Genomic DNA, 21,213 nt, shown 5'->3' with positions numbered 1-21,213 from the left:
TAATCAAAACAGGAGAGGCACTATGGCGAGAAAGTCCAAGGATTTTAAAGATTTGATGAAACAAAAACAGAGTTCCCAAGATAAGCAGAAAAACCTGGAAGCACTTAGAAAGAAGATGGTAGAGGGGGGATTTGGGGAATTGGCTGCAAATATACCGATAGAACCCAAGGGCGCTCCAAAAATGTCAGAAATTCTCCAACAGTTCGTTGCTCCGTACTTAGATAATGTACACACATCAAAACGACGTAAATCATTATTTAGTTTGGCTGTGATAGCCTGGAATGCGGCGGTGATGCCTGAATCTCAACAAAAAACAACACTTGATACTTTCTTGGAACAACAGTTATCAAATCAGGATACAGAAACTCAACAGGCGATTACACAAATGATTGATGAACTAATTGCTAGGAAACATCAGCATTTCTCTGATAATAAATATTTTATTCTGGACTTTCAAATTACAGAAACAGGACAAAGATATGATATCTCTGTGGCTTCAACTTTGTGGGAAAATCCTCAATGAATTATGACTGTAGCACCTATGTCACACAATTTTCTTAGAAAAGAGTAGATTTGTTTGTGTTTGCCGCGAAGAAAAGCGATTAATTGTCATTCCCAGTCTTGTTGAGATTCGCTAAATGTTCTAGGTGTCTTGTTTAAATTAAAATCAGCCGCCATTAAATCAATACCATCAATAATTTTACTAGGTTCGGCAATTCTCAAAGCCGTAAAACATTTGTCTCGATAATTGGGGTGATTCTGGAAAAAGGATATCGCTTTTTTTAAAGGTTCAATTACAGGATAAGCTGATTCTGCTTTCTCAATAGCTGCTTGAGGAATGGGAGAATTGAGCCTTTGCATAGCCAAATCAATTAAATCTCTCGACTCTACCGAGGAATCATTCCATCTGTCAGAATTAGCTAAAAGTTTTTCCGCAAAACTATCAATTTGATTTAAGCATGGGACAGGCGACCAACTGGGATAATCTGCTTCTCCCAATTCAATCCGTCCTTCCATAATTATCTCAAATTTAATCAGAGTTTCATCAACTACAATGGCAAATCTTACTCCGTACTGGTCAGCTTTAATTTCTCCGGGTAGGTTGAGAGTATGTTGAGTGTTAAAAAGGGCATTATATTGATTTTCAGCTATTTTTTGGCGTAGTAATCGGTAGCCAGTACCAGTGGAACAGAGAAAATCTATATCCTTGCTTAATCTATATTCCCCATGATTTAAACTAACCAGAGTCCCACCGCCAAAATACGCGCCACACTCTAATAAAAAATTAGCCTTTAATTGATTAAGAACAATTAAAATTTTTTGATGAAATTCCCTTTCAAACATTTTTGCTCCTAACCATGAATGATAATATTGAGCTAATTGTTGCACAAATAAGGATTCTATTTGGCTCAAGTCGCCTAAAACTCCCCGGTAATGCCACCCGCGTTCATATATTCTCAGCATTTCTAAAGGAGTAAGATTTTCTATATTTTCTCTTTGCCAACATAATTTTTCTAGAAACAGTAATTTCTCTGGAGTTTTAATTTGAGGTTTAATTAACATTGGGGGTATACTGGATCTGAGGATTTTGAACTAGGGAATAGGAAGAAAATTGAAGCAGGAGTCAGGTTTCGCATTGATAAATAATTATTATAATTGTCAATTAAAGCAATATTGTAATTATATCCCATATATCTATTTATCAAAAACATTAATAAAATCCTAACAATCAGTAAACCAAAAAGTTTTTCCCGGAAGAGCGATCGCTAAGTATTTTATAGTGTGTGGTACTTGAAAATACATAATATGCTAATCAGTAGACATCAATATATATCAGAAATACTTATATACTACTAATTAACAAAAAAAGATACTAACCTGAAGGAAGATAAATTCCTTCAACCACTTGATATTTACGTTCAATAGCTTGAGATAAAAAGGCTAACATCTGTTTGAGTACAAAAAGTGTTCGATAAATTAATCGACTACCTTTCCTCTTTTTACTGATTTTGAGCCAAAGGAGATTTACCCAAATATTAATTAGGAGAAAGGATATACCAACGAATAGTAATCTCAAGACTGGATTTTTGTTATTCGTCTTAATTCGACAAATATTTTTCAGACGATAACTAGTTTCAATGCCAAATCTTTTTCGATAATCTTGATAGATATAATTTAAATTTGTTTTGACCTTATAAGCAACATAAACAAAGTATTGAACTCCATGCTTTTTACGTTTTCCCTTTCTATATTTACAGACAATCCATAAATCAAATGTGACGAAATCATCTTTATCTCTTGTAATAGTATAGGTAGTTTTATAACTTTTTTTACCCTTGAGAAATTGTTTGATTCCTCCTTTTTTTCCAGTCTTGATAGCAGGCATAAGAAAGGGAATATCTAATGCCTGTAACCATCTGATTACAGGAGTATTAAAAAATCCCCTATCCAAATAGAGTTTTTTTATATTGATTTTTAGGGATTCAAGTTCTGCTAATAAATAAGTAATTAAAGCCACACTAGTATCTAATTGGCGAACACCTATTATTGCCAGGGTTACACGCTTATTATTACTAATCAAGAACAAGTATTTTTCAATACTTATTATGGAGGATATTGCTATGCACCACTTTATATTTTCTGTGAAAAACATTTATTAGCAGCTAAACTTAGGGCTTCCAATGTAGATCCAGCAGAGGGAGCATTATCAGAATTACAGAGAGTAATTAGACAAATACGTAAGAAATGGAATAATGTAGAGATTTTAGTACGTGGAGATAGCGCCTATTCTAGAGAAGATATTATGGAATGGTGCGAGTCACAAATCAAAGTAGATTATGTATTTGGGATGCCGCAAAACAGTCGTTTAATAAAGATGACCACTCTAACTCAAAGTAAAGCCAAGCAAGAGTTTAAGCAAAAGCTATCCACAGTAGTTTCCTTTTTAGAAACTCTATTTGTTCCAGATATTGAACTTCCTGAACTAGCATCACATCTGATAGAGAACTCAACTTGGTATAAAACTATTGACTATCAAACCCATAAATCTTGGAGTCGTAGTCGTCGTGTAGTGACTAAAGTTGAGTATGGGGCAAAAGGAACTAATATCCGTTTTCTTGTCACCTCAATTCCTACTAATAAGATGCCCCCAAGTGAAGTTTATACCCAGAAATATTGTCCTAGAGGTGAGATGGAAAATCGCTTTAAGGAACAACAATTAGAATTATTTAGTGATAGAACCAGTACCCATACTTTTGCTGGTAATCAACTACGTTTGTGGTTTTCTTCAATAGCTTATGTTTTGATGAATGCTTTGCGAAATAAATGTTTAGTTAAAACTGAATTACAGAATGCTCAAGTTGGGACTATCCGCACCAAGTTGTTGAAGTTAGGAGCTTTGATTACTGTGAGTACCCGGCGAGTTTTAATTGCAATTAATAGTTCTTGTCCCTATCAGCATATTTATGCTACTGCTTACCGTTATTTGCAGTTGTTACCAAATCCTGGTTAATTCTTTTGGGACGATTATTACGCTCATTTTTAGCTTTAATTTACAGTAGAGATAAAAGTTTTCTTTAACTCTTTTTTATCATGTCTAATTTTAATACTCAATTATTTATATCAGTATATTCTGCCTAAATAGCTCTTGATATTTAACAAAATTCATCAAATATATACTTAGAAAATTTCCTTTTTTCATCTTTGCTACTTATGTATCAAATAAACTTCATTTGTTTTACTCTTTATCAATTATTTTTTTCGCTTGTGAGAAATCCGGGCTAAGGCATTGATTTCTGAAAAAAGCTATGAGATAATACGGAGGAATGTATCTGTCTAATAGGGGATAGTTGAATATGATGTGATCTACGAATCAAAATGAAGCTATTACGATTTGTTTGACGTGGCGGGAATTAGTTGGAAGAAAACCACGTTAAGTTTTGGTGAAAAAATACAGGTTCTGCTTCAATCACAGGAATTTTCATGTCTAAATTCTCCCAAGATGCAGACTAGGAATAAAAAAATTCTCTTGTGTTTACTGCTCTTGCACTATCAAAGTTTTTGGGTTAAAAGTGCTAACTACCTACTCCAAGTATTAGCCTTTAGCCATTTGTTAAAATCCTAATCTTCTTTTTACATGAGGTAATTCTAATGAGTAACACACAGCTTTCGGTTGGTGAACGCGTACAGCAGTTTCTCGACTTGGATAGAAACATCAGTATAAGTTTGTTAGATAGTCTCATCCTGCGTGGAATGATGAGTGTGAATGAAAAAGCGGATCAGCTTCTTAATTTGGGTTCCTCAGTTATTGCCTTCAAACGCGATGAATTAATACTTAATGGAGAAGCATATCTAAACGAATTTTATTACACAAAAGACTATCTGGGGAAACTATTTGGTGTCAATAATATAAACTCTTTTTACGAAGTAGTTGACGCTGACAACCAAAAGATATTATTTCTCTTTGAAATTGACACTGAGGCAGTATCTCGGAATGGTTTCAGATTTGTTGTGACTAGACAAAATCTTGGGACTATCATTTCATTAAAAATACAACAAGTATATGCCACCGGACTAGGAAAGTCTTTGCTTATTAGTGTTTATTCTCCTAATTTTTCAGCCCTCTCTTACGACAATATAGTTGATCACTTGAGAGTTTCTAGTAGGAATTTTAGTTATGTTTATCAGAAGGGTTATGTCCAAAATGGAACAGTTTTCTTAGATACAAACCTGAATGGAATTCCTGATCCTGGGGAACCGACAACCACTACAGATCGGAATGGTGTAGGTAATCTGTTTCTTACTGATGATGAATTTGCTCAGATTGACGTTAACAAAAATGACAAAATTGACCTGAATGAGGGGCGGATAGCCATGATTGGGGGATTCAATTCTGCTGCGGAAGTACCCAATGAAGGAATTCTGACGGCTGTTGCAGACCCCAACATTACAACCGTCACTCCTCTTACCAGCTTAGTTGAGCGTATGGCTCGGCGACTTTTAGCTGATCCAACCATTCCCGATCCCGTCAAAACGACTAATGACTTAATTCAAGAGCGGTGGTATCGCTACCTTGAACCCGCTTCCAATGTCCAACTGGTGGGTTATCATCCCGATCCGAATGATCCCCAAAAACCGTTAGAATATCCAGATCCTACCACGATTAGCATATTTGACCCCAACCTAGAGTTTGAGTTTGATAGCAATGGTTCATTTGATATCCAAGATCGAACCTACGCCGACATCGAAGCATTCATACAGGACGACACCTTGGATGAAGGCATTGTTAATCTTAAGACTTTTCTCAGTCCAGAAGCTTATGAGTACTTAATCGGCGCACAAATCGAAACCATCACCGAACTTTTTGGATTAGCTACAGAGCAACCTATTAACCAAGTGCTTGACCTGCTAGCCGATTCACTCCTCGATCCTAAACTGAACGATGCAAACAACTTAGGGATTAATAACCAATTCTACCAGTTGGTTATGAACTGGTTTGACGCAATCAACTCAAGCCTGGATTTCGACAAGCGCGATTTCATGGCAACGGTGATATCAGAAGCATCGCGCAATCTTGCCATTGAAGCTTACCAAGCCGTTCTAGACGATCAAGAACCAGATAGCTTTCGCGATGTTTATCGAGTGAATGGGAAAGTACAGCGGCTTATGGAAGTTGTTGAAGATAAGCTCAATCAAATTTATGAAGGCGAGTTTGATAACATAACCGTCCAAGAATACAACGACCTCTTCTCTTCAAAAGCTCTACAAGAAGACTTCGATAACTCAACCTACACTGCTGACAATATCTTCCCAGTTGACACCAAAAGCTTTACCCTCTCAATTCCTGAAGATGGTGAGTATGTGCTTCAAGTGTCTGACTTCCCCTTCATCAAGGGCGACACCGATGATACGCTCAAATCTGTTATCGTCAGTCCCCTTGAGGTCTTTATTGGGGCAAGCAAAGGCAGCCTCAAACTCGAAGGTCAAGAAATTACCGAAGAGACCGAGATTGCTGTAGAAGACATTCACGCAGGCTTACTCACCTACACCGCCGCCAAAGGTAGCCTTTCCACAAATTTCTTTGATTTTCGCGTCACAGATGGCAAGTTTTACTCGGAACAGTCCCAACGCGCTATCCTTGATATCGAGATGAAACCTTTCAGCTTGACGCAAACCTCCACAGATTTTACTAATCATTTCCTACAGTTTAACGGCAATGCCAAGGCTGCTAAACTGGAAGTAACTCTCACAGATAAACAACTCCAACCCTTTAGGGTGCATGAAATTGGAGTCTTTACCGTTGATGATGAACAGGGTCGAGTGGAGGGACTAATGCCGGGAGATGCGGGCTATATTCAGGCAGCTTTGAAAAAAGCTCAGGTAGTTTTTTCCATATTACCCGATAGCTTTGTAACGAACCCTACACGAACACTATCGAAGCTGGGCAATCAACGGTTAGGCTTCTACTTGGTTCAAAACGGTACGACAGATGAAGTTCTAAATAACCCAAACGCTGCAAATAAAGTGTTGTTAGGTTCTCCCACACCTGGACAACCCCCAAATTCTTTCAGCCTCCAAAACGTTGGAGAAAACCTATTCCAACTAGAGTTCAAGACTCAGGGCGATCAATCTTCGCTTCTCAAATTGTCCTTGAAACCCACGGAAATAGAGGAATCTATCGGAATTACCCTTCAAGGTCAGCACGAACGGGAATTAGTGAATTTGTATAACTTTATTGGGCAGTCTGTACAGGCAGTTTTCCCTGTTGTGGCCAGTGAAGCTGCCTTTGCCAATACAGTTGGTTTCTATCGTGTTGAAAATCCTCAAGGTGCAGTGCTTGATCCGCTAACGGGAATGTTAGTCAAGCCAGGTGATGTTAATTACACACAAGTGGCTCTCCGCAGTAGCCAAAATTACGGGATTCACTTTGCTTCCCAAGCTGTAGGGACTTCTGGTACTTGGGAAGGTGGCTATCTGTATGCCCCCTTCATTATTGCCAACGGCACGATGGAACAGGCATTAAGCAATCAGGATAGCGCCCCTCTAGCCTACTTTGCCTATATTGGAGCCAATTCTGACAAGGTGGATCATATTCGACTGCTGGGCAACAACACCTGGGGATTTGAAGATCTGCATGGTGGCGGTGATTTTGACTTTAACGACATTGTGATTCAGGCTAAATTCAACCCTGTTGGCAGTTGATTACCGTTCTTTTGTTCTAGTGTGGTAAAATCCACTAGAGAAGACGACTCTCTAGATTAGCTAAACCTCGTCTAGGTTGAGACGGTTGAGACCCGTAGTTTTTCCTCATCGGGTTTGAGATGAGTTGTAACCTAGGCTGTTGACTTTGTGTGTTTTTGAGGGATTTTTCGGAAAATTATTCGTGTTATTTTTTGTTTGTGGGAAAACCACTGCAACAGCCGTTTTCCTGCAAGAACACACGACATATTTTTTACATGAAGCCTTATGGGGTAAAGCGTTCAAAGTCAACAGCCTAGTTGTAACCCACAAACGATTAAACGATTTCCATCACCGTTTGTGGGTTACGCCCTATTTCTCTGCCTACCTTTATCGCACTTTTTCCGTTACATATCTCGTACAGTGCCATTAATCGCTCGCGAGTTCGACCCGGATTTCTCACAAAGAAATAGAAAAAAGGGGTCAAAAACTGCGAAAATGTATATGTAGAAAGCTTTTCAGCAGTGATAAAGTATGACCCCACTAACAACAGATAGTACACCAAAACAGTTCAAGTTTGAAAGAGAAAAACTCCCGCCAATAGTAGTGAATTTCCAGGGTGGTAAAGTAACATCGGATGCAGGTTTAAGTTTAATTGCGGAAATAGACCGAAAATTACAAATAACATCACGGTTAGCTAAGTGTTTCCAAGACTACAGAAAGCCAAATAAGACATTACATCCCATAGAAAGCTTATTAACACAACGGATATATGGCTTAATCATGGGATATGAAGACTTAAATGACCATGAAGAATTACGTCATGATCCAATGTTCGCACTGGCATTAGGAAAAAGTATTGGTCAAGGGAATGAACCATGTACATTGGCAGGAAAGAGTACATTAAATCGGATAGAACATTGTCCTGAAAATGTAGAACAAGGAGCAGAAAGTCGCTACCATAAAATTAGTCATTCTCAAGAAGAGATTGAGAAATTATTTGTAGACATATTTTTAGAATCTTATTCATCACCACCAAGACAAATAATCTTAGATTTAGATGTAACAGATGATTTAGTACATGGAAATCAAGAACAAGTATTTTTCAATACTTATTATGGAGGATATTGCTATGCACCACTTTATATTTTCTGTGAAAAACATTTATTAGCAGCTAAACTTAGGGCTTCCAATGTAGATCCAGCAGAGGGAGCATTATCAGAATTACAGAGAGTAATTAGACAAATACGTAAGAAATGGAATAATGTAGAGATTTTAGTACGTGGAGATAGCGCCTATTCTAGAGAAGATATTATGGAATGGTGCGAGTCACAAATCAAAGTAGATTATGTATTTGGGATGCCGCAAAACAGTCGTTTAATAAAGATGACCACTCTAACTCAAAGTAAAGCCAAGCAAGAGTTTAAGCAAAAGCTATCCACAGTAGTTTCCTTTTTAGAAACTCTATTTGTTCCAGATATTGAACTTCCTGAACTAGCATCACATCTGATAGAGAACTCAACTTGGTATAAAACTATTGACTATCAAACCCATAAATCTTGGAGTCGTAGTCGTCGTGTAGTGACTAAAGTTGAGTATGGGGCAAAAGGAACTAATATCCGTTTTCTTGTCACCTCAATTCCTACTAATAAGATGCCCCCAAGTGAAGTTTATACCCAGAAATATTGTCCTAGAGGTGAGATGGAAAATCGCTTTAAGGAACAACAATTAGAATTATTTAGTGATAGAACCAGTACCCATACTTTTGCTGGTAATCAACTACGTTTGTGGTTTTCTTCAATAGCTTATGTTTTGATGAATGCTTTGCGAAATAAATGTTTAGTTAAAACTGAATTACAGAATGCTCAAGTTGGGACTATCCGCACCAAGTTGTTGAAGTTAGGAGCTTTGATTACTGTGAGTACCCGGCGAGTTTTAATTGCAATTAATAGTTCTTGTCCCTATCAGCATATTTATGCTACTGCTTACCGTTATTTGCAGTTGTTACCAAATCCTGGTTAATTCTTTTGGGACGATTATTACGCTCATTTTTAGCTTTAATTTACAGTAGAGATAAAAGTTTTCTTTAACTCTTTTTTATCATGTCTAATTTTAATACTCAATTATTTATATCAGTATATTCTGCCTAAATAGCTCTTGATATTTAACAAAATTCATCAAATATATACTTAGAAAATTTCCTTTTTTCATCTTTGCTACTTATGTATCAAATAAACTTCATTTGTTTTACTCTTTATCAATTATTTTTTTCGCTTGTGAGAAATCCGGGTAATGCCTTGATTCTGCTCATCAATGAAGAATCATCCCAGAACAGCATTTTTTCTATTTGTTGCATTTTGCCAGAGTTTTCCATGACATGAACTTCTAATCTAATTAATGCCTCAGTTGATTGTCTGTCAATAATGGGATTTTCAGTTAAGGATTTCACAAGAAATTCTAACTCATCAGTAGAGCGTCTTCCAGTTCCTAATTTGATTGTTTCGGGAATGGCCTTGAGTAAAATTCTATTTCTTTCATTTGAAGCTTTAAGTTTTTCTTCTAGCTGTTTTCTATTACTAATATCAATCGCTTGATTGATGATAAAATTATTTTCTCGCTTAGACGAAACTAACAAACAAGTATCATGATCATAATACTCCCAGTTTATCTCTGTACCCACTGGAGCATTTACCAACTTCTGGATTTCTTGTCTTTGTTCATGACATCTACTGCCTACAGACATTCCCTTAAAAGATTCTTTATCTAAGTTCATCAACTCAGCTAGTTTTTTATTAACCACAAGATACCTGAGAGTTAAGTCAATAATTGAAATAAACCCTGGCATGGCATCTATAAATTCTATTTGATATGCCTCTTGTTCTGGATTCATAATTTTAATTGAAAAACTTAATTTCTATTTTATTCCTAATATTTTAAATTGGCATAAATTTGGGCATAAATTTGATTTTGAATATGTTATCAAAACCAGTGATTACACTCCATAAAAATATTAATTTGTCAAAGTTAAAATCTAATCAATCCACAACGACACAAACCGGAAATCTTGACCACTAAATAACCCCCGGTCACTGAGTTTTAAGTCTGGGATCACCAACAATGCCATAAATGAAAGTGTCATGAATGGTGCAGTCAGTTTTGACCCTAATCGTTTTGCCCAATTATCAAGTTCTGCATACTGTTTTGCTACCTCATAACCATCACCACCACTCATCAACCCTGCCACAGGTAAAGGTAATACATGAACTACATTGTCTTCTGCTACTGCAATACCTCCCTGACAGTGAATCAGGGCATTTACCGCTGCACAGATTTCCGTGTCGGTTGTTCCCACTGCCACAATATTATGGGAATCATGCGCCACACTAGAAGCGATCGCCCCCCGTTTCAATCCAAAATTCTGCACTAATGCCACCGTCGGCGGTGTGTCTTGATACCGATTAACAACCGTGATTTTTAGAATATCTGCGTTTAAGTCAGCTATAACCTCACCGTTTTCAATATGTGCTGGTACACACTTTTCCCCTGTGATTAATTGTCCATCGGTAACGGTGATCACTCTGACTGTTGAACCCCTAGCGGGAATTGCAAAGTCCCCCGGTGTTTTTGGAGTAGTGATAAATTTATTGATGGGTGTAAGAGGAACTGATGGTAATAAAGTTGACCCGGTTTTTGCTGTTAAAACACCTTGACAATAAGTAGCCAACACCGTGAAATCTTGTAAATTATCAACAACAATCAAATCTGCACTGTCCCCAACTTGTAGTAATCCCACATCCAAATTGTAATGTTTGACAGGGTTCACACAGGCAATTTGCAGGACATTCATCACATCATGACCTAATGCCACAGCCCGTTTTACCAGTAGATTAATGTGTCCTGTAACTAAATCATCAGGGTGTTTATCATCGCTACAAAACATACAATCTGCTGCATGGGAGTCAATCAAACTGTGCAGGGCATCAAAGTTTTTAGCTGCTGAACCCTCCCGGATCTGTATCTTCATTCCCAATGCTAATTTCTCTACAGCTTCATTTAGTGTGGAACATTCATGATCAGTGGTAATTTGAGTAGCATATTTACGTAATCCCGTACCAGATAACCCCGGTGCGTGGCCATCAATGGGTAGTCCCAGACTTTGCGCTAGATGAATTTTGTCCATCATTTCTGGATTGTCTGCCAAAACACCAGGAACGTTCATCACCTCACTCAGATAGGAAATACCATGTTTAAACAGTTGACGGAAATCGTTTACCGTCAGTTTTGCCCCGGCGGTTTCCAACTCGGTGGCGGGGACACAAGCAGGAAAACCAAAGGCTATTTTCAAGGGAGTCTGGGCGGCATTGTCTACCATAAATTCCACACCTGCCAAACCCAATACATTGGCGATTTCGTGAGGGTCAGAGACAGTTGCCACTGTACCATGCACCGTTGCTAATCTAGCAAATTCAGTGGGTACAAGCATCGAGCTTTCGATATGAACATGAGCATCAATAAAACCAGGAAGAATGTACTGTGAGTATTGCCCCTGGTCCTGAACTATGGTTTGAATGCGTCCATCTGTGATGTGAATAGTACCGGGGAAAATGCGACGGTGGAGAACATCAACAATGTTGCCAGAGAGTGTCAAGTTATTCATAATATTACTGATAAATCACAACCGTAGATAGACTTTTAATTACAGAAAAATGTTATTAATTAGAGTAACTGAGACTTTCATTGATTTATAGCAACCGCCAACGTGGTTAGGACATTAATTGATCATTAAATTCCGTCCACAAAAAGGTTTTACTCTGACCCCTGACTCCTAACTCCTGACTCCTGACTCCTGACGATTACCTGTAAACCAAGCACTGCAACTACTGTGACTAAAATTATAGCCATTTTCAATCAAGCCGGTGGGTGATGAAAACCAGTCTGACGATGAATTTGGGTTATCATCTCTCCCTCAAACATAAAGTTTTACTGGTGGATACTGACCCCCAGGCATCCCTGACAACTTTTATGGGACTTGAACCCCATGAACTTGAAGAAATCGTTGCTGACTCACTGCTCACACCAGAGACTAAATTACCAATTCACCACAATTTACACGGTATGGATTTAGCCCCGGCTAATATTACCCTCAGTGCTGTAGAATTACAACTCTCTGCGGTTATGGCCAGGGAACTACGACTCAAACAAGCTTTAGAACCAGTTGCTAATAACTACGATTTCATTTTGATTGACTGTCCTCCCTCTTTAGGTATCCTCAGTATTCTCGGACTCTGTGCTGCTACTCATGTTTTAGTCCCAGTTCAGACTCATTACAAAGCATTCAAGGGAACGGAGTTATTATTGGATAGCATCAAACAGGTGAAGAAACATATCAATCCGAAATTAGCGATCGCCGGATTTGTGCCAACCTTGTACGTAAACGCCAACCAAGACAAAGTAATTTTGGAGGCTTTGGAACAGCAGTTATCACCACTAGCCAAAGTTTATCCGAAAATACCCCGTGCCACAGCCTTTGCCGATGCGGTGATGAATAGTCAACCCTTGGCTGTGTATGACCCCAAACATCCAGCGATAGCGAAGCGCTCCGTAGGAATCGCAGTTCTGAAGAAAATCGCCCAGGGGATGGAGAAACTGTAATGGTCAAGAAACCCTTAGAACTCCCGAAGATGCGGGGTGTGGAAGATTTGTTGAGTATGGATGTGGAATCAGAATCACCAACTGCCACCGTTAATATTGATAAAATTCGTTTACCTGCTCAACAACCCCGACGGTATTTTGACCCTGAGAAACTCAATCAACTGGTGCAGTCAGTTAAAGAACACGGGATTTTACAACCTTTGTTGGTGCGTGCTGTTAATGGTGAATTTGAGTTAGTCGCTGGTGAACGCCGACTCCGGGCGGCCAAAGAAGCGGGGTTGACGGAAGTACCAATTATCACCAAGGAATTATCTGACCTCCAAACCCTGCAAATCGCTTTACTGGAAAACCTGCAACGGGAAGATTTAAACCCAGTTGAAGAAACCGAGGGGATTCTAGAATTATTAAGTATTGACTTAACGGGTGACAAGGCGGTTGAAGATGAGATGTGGCAATAATTTGAGAAAATAAGGGAGTAAAAAAATAGGGACAAAGAAGCCCCCGAAGCAAAAAATGTTACCACAATCATATCAAACAATTTTCCGAAAGCATTTGAGTGAACAGCAGTATTTGACACTAGAGATATTGTTGTTATTAATACAGGCTCATCGCCAAGTAAAACTGTCAAAATTGGCCAGCTTGTTTCCCCAACCAATTAAATATGAAAGCAGGAAACGTAATCTACAAAGATTTTTAGGAATAGGTAAACTCTGCGTAAAATTATTATGGTTTCCATTGATAAAATATTGGATTAGACAATCGTTAACACCAAAACAACTGAATCGAGAACAGCGCCGTTATTTTCATAAAAAACAGTATCAAAAATATGGTTATTGGATGGTAGCACTGGATAGAACACAGTGGAAGGGGCGAAATATATTTATGGTGACATTGGTATGGGGTACTCATGCCCTACCACTATATTGGGAAACATTAAATCATGTCGGAAATAGTAATTTACAAACACAGAAAAGATTAATAAAGACAGCAATAAAGTTGTTAAAAAAATGTCGAATTGTGGTGTTAGCAGACAGAGAATTTCATAGTCCAAAACTGGCTAAATGGCTTGATGAGCAAGGAGTTTACTTCGCTTTACGCCAGAAGAAAAACCTTTATTTTCAAGAAAAACCTGAACAAGAATATCAAGTTCTTAAAAATCAAGGATTTAAGCCAGGAATGTCGAGATTTTATGAAAAAGTTAAATGTGGTAAAGGGGATGAATTAGGCTTATTTAATATCGCTGTTTATTGGAAGAGAAAATATCGGAACTCTGGACCAAAAGAACCTTGGTATATCTTGACGAATCTACCAACTCTCCAACAAACTTTATGCCTCTATAGATGTCGATGGGGAATTGAGCAATTCTTTAAGGATTGTAAAACTGGTGGTTATAATTTAGAGGATACTAAAGTAAATGAAACTCGCTTTTTAGCTTTAGTATTATTGATTGTCATTGCTTATAGTTTAGCCACTATGCACGGTCAACGGATGAAAAAATTAGGTATAGAGACTTATGCCGGACGTATTCAACAACATCAGGACAAGTACCCACGTCAAAGTGATTTTAGCTTTGCTCTCTACGGACAACTATGGATTTATGGTATGGAATTATGGGCTGATTTAGCTCTGAATTTAATCAATCTCAAGCCTCATAAACGCCTCTTTTTTCAACGGGGCTTTCAGGCTCTATCCCTTATGAAACAAGCTCTTTAGCCGCCTTGTCACCCGTTAAGGAACTTGATGTAAATTCTGGTGAGGTGATATCAATTCTCAATCAAGTTGCCAACGCCAAAAAACGAGGATTAGAACTGACGGAAAACGTTTCCCGTCAACTGGAAATTATGGAATCTGTGTTGTCAGGTGTGGGGAGATTCACTGCTGAAAGTTTTCGGACCAGTCGTTTACCATTATTGAATTTACCCGATGATGTCTTGGAAATCTTGCGGCAGGGTCAACTAGAATACACCAAAGCCAGGGCGATCGCTAAACTCAAAGATGACGGTGAACGTGGGGAACTACTGGATAAAGTTATCAATGAAAATCTATCTTTAAGTGAGATTAAGCAGTTAGTAAAGGAATTAACCCCAGGGAAAATCACAGCCAAAGAAACATTGAATGCTAAATATTCCGAGATTGGTAAACGGTTGAAGAATGCTCAGGTGTGGGAAGATGCTAAAAAAACCAAAAAGCTAGAGAAATTGTTGAGTGATTTAGAACAATTGTTAGAATAGAACCCCAGAAATAATCAAAACAGGAGAGGCACTATGGCGAGAAAGTCCAAGGATTTTAAAGATTTGATGAAACAAAAACAGAGTTCCCAAGATAAGCAGAAAAACCTGGAAGCACTTAGAAAGAAGATGGTAGAGGGGGGATTTGGGGAATTGGCTGCAAATATACCGATAGAACCCAAGGGCGCTCCAAAAATGTCAGAAATTCTCCAACAGTTCGTTGCTCCGTACTTAGATAATGTACACACATCAAAACGACGTAAATCATTATTTAGTTTGGCTGTGATAGCCTGGAATGCGGCGGTGATGCCTGAATCTCAACAAAAAACAACACTTGATACTTTCTTGGAACAACAGTTATCAAATCAGGATACAGAAACTCAACAGGCGATTACACAAATGATTGATGAACTAATTGCTAGGAAACATCAGCATTTCTCTGATAATAAATATTTTATTCTGGACTTTCAAATTACAGAAACAGGACAAAGATATGATATCTCTGTGGCTTCAACTTTGTGGGAAAATCCTCAATGAATTATGACTGTAGCACCTATGTCACACAATTTTCTTAGAAAAGAGTAGATTTGTTTGTGTTTGCCGCGAAGAAAAGCGATTAATTGTCATTCCCAGTCTTGTTGAGATTCGCTAAATGTTCTAGGTGTCTTGTTTAAATTAAAATCAGCCGCCATTAAATCAATACCATCAATAATTTTACTAGGTTCGGCAATTCTCAAAGCCGTAAAACATTTGTCTCGATAATTGGGGTGATTCTGGAAAAAGGCGATCGCTTTTTTTAAAGGTTCAATTACAGGATAAGCTAATTCTGCCTTCTCAATAGCTGCTTGAGGAATGGGAGAATTGAGCCTTTGCATCGCCAAATCAATTAAATCTCTCGATTCTACAGAGGAATCATTCCATCTGTCAGAATTAGCTAAAAGTTTTTCCGCAAAACTGTCAATTTGATTTAAGCATGGGACAGGCGACCAACTGGGATAATCTGCTTCTCCCAATTCAATCCGTCCTTCCATAATTATCTCAAATTTAATCAGAGTTTCATCAACTACAATGGCAAATCTTACTCCGTACTGGTCAGCTTTAATTTCTCCGGGTAGCTTGAGATTATTTTGAGTGTTAAAAAGAGCATTATATTGATTTTCAGCTATTTTTTGTCGCAGTAATCGGTAGCCAGTACCAGTGGAACAGAGAAAATCTATATCCTTGCTTAATCTATATTCCCCATGATTTAAACTAACCAGAGTCCCACCGCCAAAATACGCACCACACTCTAATAAAAAATTAGCCTTTAATTGATTAAGAACAATTAAAATTTTTTGATGAAATTCCCTCTCAAACATTTTTGCTCCTAACCATGAATGATAATATTGAGCTAACTGTTGCACAAATAAGGCTTCCGTATGGCTCAAGTTGCCTAAAACTCCCCGGTAATGCCACCCGCGTTCATATATTCTCAGCATTTCTAAAGGAGTAAGATTTTCTATATTTTCTCTTTGCCAACATAATTTTTCTAAAAACGGTAATTTCTCTGGAGTTTTAATTTGAAGTCTAATTAACATTGGGGTTATACTGGAGTTTAGTATTTTGAATCAGGGAATAGGAAGAAAATTGAAGCAGGAGTCAGGTTTCGCATTGATAAATAATTATTATAATTGTCAATTAAAGCAATATTGTAATTATATCCCATATATCTATTTATCAGAAACATTAATAAAATCCTAATAATAGGAAAGGATAGTAATTTATTGGTACATTTATCAACAAAAATGTTATTATTTAATAATAGTAAAGTGCTGATATTAAGATTCAACAGTTATCATGGGATACCCAAAATACTGGAAAGAACTAGCCAAAACCATCAAGGAAAAAACTAATTGGTGTTGTCAGAAATGTAATCGCCTTTTACCTCCAGATCAACCAAAGGAATCCCGTACATATCTACAAGTACACCACTGGAATCGTGATCCATCAGACAATAGACCCGAAAATCTAGTAGCTTTAGGTAGCAAACCGAGATACCTGTAAAAACCTGCAAGATGGTCTGGAAACTCTTGCTGTGTCTAGGTTTCAGCCTTAGCGTACTATTCTCCCGTTTTGGCAGGGTAGCAACTGAAAACCTTTATTCGTAATACTTTCAGGCTATCTTGCCCCTGGTGACAGCAACGCTAGACCCGGTGAATTTATGGGAAAACCACTGCTAAATTTTCTTGGGAAAAAATCAGGCTGTGGAAAACCGGAATTGAGAACACCGTGCAGAATTTTCTTGGGGGAAATCTTGATAAAGAGCGAACTGCTTGCAGCAGCGCTTCGCTATCGCCTCACCGCAGCCCCCCACAGAAATTACCCCATCAACACCAAATAAATTTTCTTGAGGGAAAAGGGTAAACTACACTATTACTTATCAGAATATAACTAGCTAGAAGGAATCTTCGGATAAGTAAATGAATGAATCCCCGGAAATTGGTGAAATAACTGTTGTCAATTCCCTAGCTTTGACTGCACCCACTCCCCTAACTGAACACCCTGCTGCTGTCTATCTCTCCAATTTGTCCGCCGGTTCTCGTCCGGCCATGGAGCAATCTTTGAATGCGATCGCCAAAATCCTTACCAGCAATGAATGTGATGCGCTGACATTAAATTGGGCTGAACTGCGTTATAAACATACAGCCTTATTACGGTGTATACTGATGGAAAGATATGCACCAGCCACAGCTAATAAAATGCTGAGTGCATTAAGGAGAGTCTTGAAAGAAGCATTACGACTTGAATTAATGGATGCTAGAGATTTCGCTAGGGCGGTAGATATCGCTAATATCAAGCTGTCTAAGGAATTGAAGGGGCGTTTTTTATCTGAAACTGAAATTAATGCCCTGATGCAAACTTGTTTTGATGACCCCACTCCCATTGGTTATAGGGATGCGGCACTGATAGCAATTTTGCGGGGTGCAGGATTGCGGCGGGGGGAATCGGTAAAATTAATGTTGAGTGACTTCCATTCTGGCAGTGTTAAAGTTCGCAGTGGTAAGGGTGGTAAAGACCGCACTGTTTATTTACCAGATGGGGTGTTGCCAATTATCGAAGACTGGTTAGAAATCAGAGGAAGAGAAGCGGGGGCTTTAATCTGTCACATTAATAAAGCCGGGGCAGTGACTTTACGACAACTGACACCTCAAGCGGTATTATTCATTTTAGAAAAACGGGGTGCAGAAGCTGGGGTAACAAACTTTTCTGCCCATGATTTTCGCAGGACTTTTATTTCTGAGTTGTTAGATTCCACTGATATTGTTACCGTCCAGAAATTAGCCGGTCATGCTTCACCGGAGTTAACATCAAGATATGACCGCCGAGGTGAGGAAGTTCAACAACGGGCTGTACAGGCAATTAATGTTCCCAAACGGAAGTGATAATATTTTATTAGTAGTTAGTTTTTAGAAGTAAAAAAAATGGCTAAAGGGTTTGGTGTAAAGCCAGAAAAGCAATTAGGATACATCTTACAGTTAATACCAGAAGTCAAAGCTTATGCTGTGAGATTCAATTATAATGACTTTCATGAAAAAACTGGAGAGGAATTTATTGGCGTAACAAGTATGCTTCATGAGGCTCAAGTCTGGAAGAAAAAGGAGCAAGCTAAACAGTCAATTGAAAAATATTCTGACTTTCTACTGGAAAAGGTAGAAGCTGGTTCACAGGTGCGCGTAGATATTAAACAACTTAAACGTTCCAGTGACGGTAAACTCACTGATGAATTAGTTGAGTCATTATTATTTCTACCAGAGAAAAATTAATATTATCCCTTACTGTTTGACTGGATAATACAACCCATCACTAACCTGAAATTTCCAGCCTAAACTGCTAGGGTCACGATTCCTGGACCAACTGATAAATTCTTGCTCACTCTTGCTTTCCCGTTCCGTAATCAAACTTTGTGGAGTCACCCCCAATCGTTGCGCTAAATTTTCATTAGCAAAAGAAGTTATTTCTACTGGTTGCTGTTGATACTGATATCCTGAATATCTTTGTCTGGAGTTACCACCGCTATATCTACCAGAAGCGATGCCTCCGGCGAGCGAAGCTATCGCTTTTTCAATTTTCTCCAACTGTTTACCAAGGACTTCTAATTTAGTGGCCACCTGTTGATCTTGCTGACAAAGGTGCGTTTCCAGTTCCCCCAGCTTCTCCTCCACCTGCTGTAATTCGCTGGTTGCTTCCAGTTTTACACTGCTATCGAACTGCGCTATCAGTTCCTGTAATCCTTGCAATAACGCCGTTGTGTGACCGTCGCGGTGGATTTTTGCTAGTTGCCGTACTACCGGAATTAGTACAGTCGGCACGCGAATCATTTCACTGGGTAGGGTCTTGTTATTCATGGCGATATCAGTTTTGATATCAATTGTAAACCAAATTTTCCTCTAAGAATTTCCGACTCCCCGGTGTCGGTTCGCAGACAAAGTGAAAATTGTCGCGGACTATGTAAAAATTTGTCGCAGACTAATTGAGAATGACCTTATGTTACCCTTATCCTCTCGTTCTACACGGCGATGCTCCAAAGGAGCCGCCGTAGGCATCGCTACTTACAGAATTATTGCTCCAAAACCTATACTGTAATGAGTTGCGAACTTTTATCCTCATTTGGCGGAAAATTTCAATTAGTCCGCGATTTTGGTAGGAATTTTTCATCTACTCCGCGACAGATTTTCACTTTGTCTGCGACAAGGTAAGTTAGAACCCTGATTATTCCGTTGAAATTTTTTCAATTAGTCTGCGAACCGACACCAGCAGATACCAAAAGATTGCACAAGCAGATTGCCATTGTTGACCTAATTGCTTTACAGTTTGTTTAAGTGTTTCAATAATAACCGAGTAATTTATGATCAAGTTTATAAAAGTCCTAAAAGTCCGATTTTTAATTAGTTTTGCAATTGGGCTACTGATTTGTTCACCGGCACAAGCACAAACTTTAGAATTAGAACCAGAATTACTTGCTAGAAATATACCATCGGTTCATTTACTGTTGGGTAATCCCAGTCAAGCCACAACCAACATCAATAACCCTGATAATGACTTGATGATAAAACCCCAGTATGTACTGTCTTACAATCGCAGTAATGGTACTCCTAATTGGGTAAGTTGGCAGTTAAATAAATCATGGTTTGGGGATGCCCCACGTCAAGATAACTTTAGACCAGATAACACATTACCTGAAGGTTGGGAACGCATCAAACCCACTGCTTATAATGGTTCAGGGTATGATAGAGGTCACATTACCCCATCGGCTGATAGAACCCGTAGCATTGAAGATAATACAGCAACCTTCTTAATGAGTAATATGATGCCCCAAACACCCGATAATAATAGGAATACTTGGGGGAATCTGGAGGATTATTCTAGGGAATTAGTATCACAAGGTAAGGAACTTTATATTATTGCTGGTCCGGTTGGCAGTAAAGGTAAATTGAAAAACCTAGTCACAATTCCCCAATCCACTTGGAAAATTGTTGTAGTCCTAGATCCTGATGCTGGACTCAAGGGTATTACTGCTAATACCCGTGTTATTGCTGTCAATATCCCCAATGATGAACAACTTGATAATAATTGGAAGGTCTTTAGAACCAGTGTGGATACCCTAGAAAAACTAACAGGGTATGATTTTCTCTCTAATGTTTCTCCCAATATTCAACGGGTGATTGAAAGCAAAGTTGATGATCTTTAGGTTTCGATAACTTTTGTGGAAACCCCTGCTATACCATCAGGGGTATTACCGGTAATGTAAACATCAATTTCTCTATTACCTATTTTGTAAACTTGTAAATCTATTAAATTAGTTTTTAAGAGATTCACAAGATTCTGAAACTTTTTCACAGTGGCTTTTTCCTCGTCTTCGTGCCAATCTTCTGCGGTTACAGAGTTTCTAAAGAAATCATCAATTTCCACAAGTTTAACGGGTGTCTCCTGAGAATGACCCGTTTTTTTTAATACTGTAGCTTCATTCAATACTGCGGATTCCCATGCGAAAACCTCAAATGGGTACTCTGATTCACTGGTCATCAGTAACCCGTCGGTGGCTTGTTTTAATATGTTTGTGATGTTGGTCATTTTAGCGTTCACGAAGTGTAGTGTAACTATCCCTAATAATTTAATT

Annotated in this window: 16 protein-coding genes and 4 pseudogenes; 13 read left to right on the top strand and 7 right to left on the bottom strand. The window is 38.4% G+C overall.

What is annotated here, in order from left to right; genetic code table 11:
• The first annotated feature begins 22 nt into the window (after positions 1 to 22).
• Positions 23 to 523, top strand: a complete 501-nt coding sequence (locus tag AA650_RS16360; RefSeq protein WP_053539806.1) for a hypothetical protein — start codon at positions 23 to 25, stop codon at positions 521 to 523.
• A gap of 86 nt (positions 524 to 609) precedes the next feature.
• Here the strand turns inward: AA650_RS16360 and AA650_RS16355 are convergent, their stop codons facing one another.
• Together AA650_RS16355 and AA650_RS16350 are read right to left on the bottom strand one after the other, a co-directional pair.
• Positions 610 to 1,563, bottom strand: coding sequence for a nucleotidyl transferase AbiEii/AbiGii toxin family protein (locus AA650_RS16355; RefSeq protein WP_053539812.1), 954 nt, complete (start codon positions 1,561 to 1,563; stop codon positions 610 to 612).
• A 310-nt stretch (positions 1,564 to 1,873) separates the two neighbouring features.
• A pseudogene (locus tag AA650_RS16350) lies at positions 1,874 to 2,587 on the bottom strand (transposase); the annotation flags it as partial.
• On the opposite strand from AA650_RS16350, the pseudogene AA650_RS16345 reads away from it, so the two are divergent.
• The 3 genes and pseudogenes from AA650_RS16345 to AA650_RS16335 all read left to right on the top strand — a co-directional run.
• Positions 2,576 to 3,511: pseudogene (locus AA650_RS16345) on the top strand (IS1380 family transposase); the annotation flags it as partial. The pseudogenes AA650_RS16350 and AA650_RS16345 sit on opposite strands and share 12 nt — an antisense overlap.
• A gap of 638 nt (positions 3,512 to 4,149) precedes the next feature.
• On the top strand, positions 4,150 to 7,200 hold the full coding sequence (locus AA650_RS16340) for a DUF4114 domain-containing protein (protein ID WP_053539811.1): 3,051 nt from the start codon (positions 4,150 to 4,152) through the stop codon (positions 7,198 to 7,200).
• Positions 7,201 to 7,710: 510 nt separating this feature from the next.
• Positions 7,711 to 9,198, top strand: coding sequence for an IS1380 family transposase (locus tag AA650_RS16335; RefSeq protein ID WP_053539810.1), 1,488 nt, complete (start codon positions 7,711 to 7,713; stop codon positions 9,196 to 9,198).
• A gap of 235 nt (positions 9,199 to 9,433) precedes the next feature.
• On the opposite strand, the gene AA650_RS16330 is transcribed toward AA650_RS16335, so the two are convergent.
• Both AA650_RS16330 and ade read right to left on the bottom strand, forming a co-directional pair.
• Positions 9,434 to 10,066: a PAS domain-containing protein gene (locus AA650_RS16330; protein WP_053539809.1), complete on the bottom strand. Its 633-nt coding sequence runs from the start codon at positions 10,064 to 10,066 to the stop codon at positions 9,434 to 9,436.
• A 141-nt stretch (positions 10,067 to 10,207) separates the two neighbouring features.
• Positions 10,208 to 11,833 (bottom strand): adenine deaminase, encoded by a 1,626-nt coding sequence (gene ade, locus AA650_RS16325; RefSeq protein WP_053539808.1) that lies wholly within the window; start codon positions 11,831 to 11,833, stop codon positions 10,208 to 10,210.
• A gap of 225 nt (positions 11,834 to 12,058) precedes the next feature.
• Here ade and AA650_RS16320 point away from each other — a divergent pair.
• The 5 genes and pseudogenes from AA650_RS16320 to AA650_RS16300 all read left to right on the top strand — a co-directional run bounded on the left by AA650_RS16320 (position 12,059) and on the right by AA650_RS16300 (position 15,593).
• Positions 12,059 to 12,828, top strand: a pseudogene (locus tag AA650_RS16320) (ParA family protein).
• A pseudogene (locus AA650_RS16315) lies at positions 12,828 to 13,247 on the top strand (ParB/RepB/Spo0J family partition protein); the annotation flags it as partial. The pseudogenes AA650_RS16320 and AA650_RS16315, both read left to right, overlap by 1 nt.
• Positions 13,248 to 13,341: 94 nt before the next feature.
• On the top strand, positions 13,342 to 14,541 hold the full coding sequence (locus AA650_RS16310) for an IS4 family transposase (RefSeq protein WP_053537530.1): 1,200 nt from the start codon (positions 13,342 to 13,344) through the stop codon (positions 14,539 to 14,541).
• A 5-nt stretch (positions 14,542 to 14,546) separates the two neighbouring features.
• Complete coding sequence (locus AA650_RS16305) at positions 14,547 to 15,059, top strand: ParB/RepB/Spo0J family partition protein (RefSeq protein WP_234413206.1); 513 nt, start codon at positions 14,547 to 14,549, stop codon at positions 15,057 to 15,059.
• 33 nt (positions 15,060 to 15,092) lie between these two features.
• Positions 15,093 to 15,593 (top strand): hypothetical protein, encoded by a 501-nt coding sequence (locus AA650_RS16300; RefSeq protein ID WP_053539806.1) that lies wholly within the window; start codon positions 15,093 to 15,095, stop codon positions 15,591 to 15,593.
• A gap of 86 nt (positions 15,594 to 15,679) precedes the next feature.
• Here AA650_RS16300 and AA650_RS16295 read toward each other — a convergent pair whose 3' ends face one another.
• A complete protein-coding gene (locus AA650_RS16295; protein WP_053539805.1) occupies positions 15,680 to 16,633 on the bottom strand; it encodes a nucleotidyl transferase AbiEii/AbiGii toxin family protein in 954 nt (317 codons plus the stop codon).
• Positions 16,634 to 16,892: 259 nt separating this feature from the next.
• Here AA650_RS16295 and AA650_RS16290 point away from each other — a divergent pair, with 259 nt between their 5' ends.
• The 3 genes from AA650_RS16290 (at position 16,893) to AA650_RS16280 (ending at position 18,859) form a co-directional block, all read left to right on the top strand.
• Positions 16,893 to 17,099: an HNH endonuclease gene (locus AA650_RS16290; RefSeq protein ID WP_199924269.1), complete on the top strand. Its 207-nt coding sequence runs from the start codon at positions 16,893 to 16,895 to the stop codon at positions 17,097 to 17,099.
• Positions 17,100 to 17,515: 416 nt separating this feature from the next.
• Positions 17,516 to 18,478, top strand: a complete 963-nt coding sequence (locus AA650_RS16285; RefSeq protein ID WP_053539804.1) for a tyrosine-type recombinase/integrase — start codon at positions 17,516 to 17,518, stop codon at positions 18,476 to 18,478.
• 39 nt (positions 18,479 to 18,517) lie between these two features.
• Positions 18,518 to 18,859 carry a hypothetical protein gene (locus AA650_RS16280; RefSeq protein ID WP_039204260.1) on the top strand — a complete coding sequence of 114 codons (342 nt, stop codon included), beginning with the start codon at positions 18,518 to 18,520 and terminating at the stop codon, positions 18,857 to 18,859.
• 9 nt (positions 18,860 to 18,868) lie between these two features.
• Here AA650_RS16280 and AA650_RS16275 read toward each other — a convergent pair whose 3' ends face one another.
• The gene (locus AA650_RS16275) at positions 18,869 to 19,441 is read right to left on the bottom strand and encodes a hypothetical protein (protein WP_053539803.1); all 573 of its coding nucleotides are present in this window, start codon (positions 19,439 to 19,441) and stop codon (positions 18,869 to 18,871) included.
• A 500-nt stretch (positions 19,442 to 19,941) separates the two neighbouring features.
• On the opposite strand from AA650_RS16275, the gene AA650_RS16270 reads away from it, so the two are divergent.
• Positions 19,942 to 20,784, top strand: coding sequence for a DNA/RNA non-specific endonuclease (locus AA650_RS16270; protein WP_053539802.1), 843 nt, complete (start codon positions 19,942 to 19,944; stop codon positions 20,782 to 20,784).
• Here the strand turns inward: AA650_RS16270 and AA650_RS16265 are convergent.
• A complete protein-coding gene (locus AA650_RS16265) occupies positions 20,781 to 21,167 on the bottom strand; it encodes a nuclease A inhibitor family protein (protein WP_053541310.1) in 387 nt (128 codons plus the stop codon). The genes AA650_RS16270 and AA650_RS16265 overlap by 4 nt on opposite strands.
• Between the last annotated feature and the right edge of the window lie 46 nt (positions 21,168 to 21,213).

It is taken from the genome of Anabaena sp. WA102, from assembly GCF_001277295.1.
Lineage (GTDB): Bacteria > Cyanobacteriota > Cyanobacteriia > Cyanobacteriales > Nostocaceae > Dolichospermum > Dolichospermum heterosporum.
The sequence above is the reverse complement of the archived record's forward strand: the minus strand, read 5'-3'. Positions and strand labels throughout refer to the sequence as shown.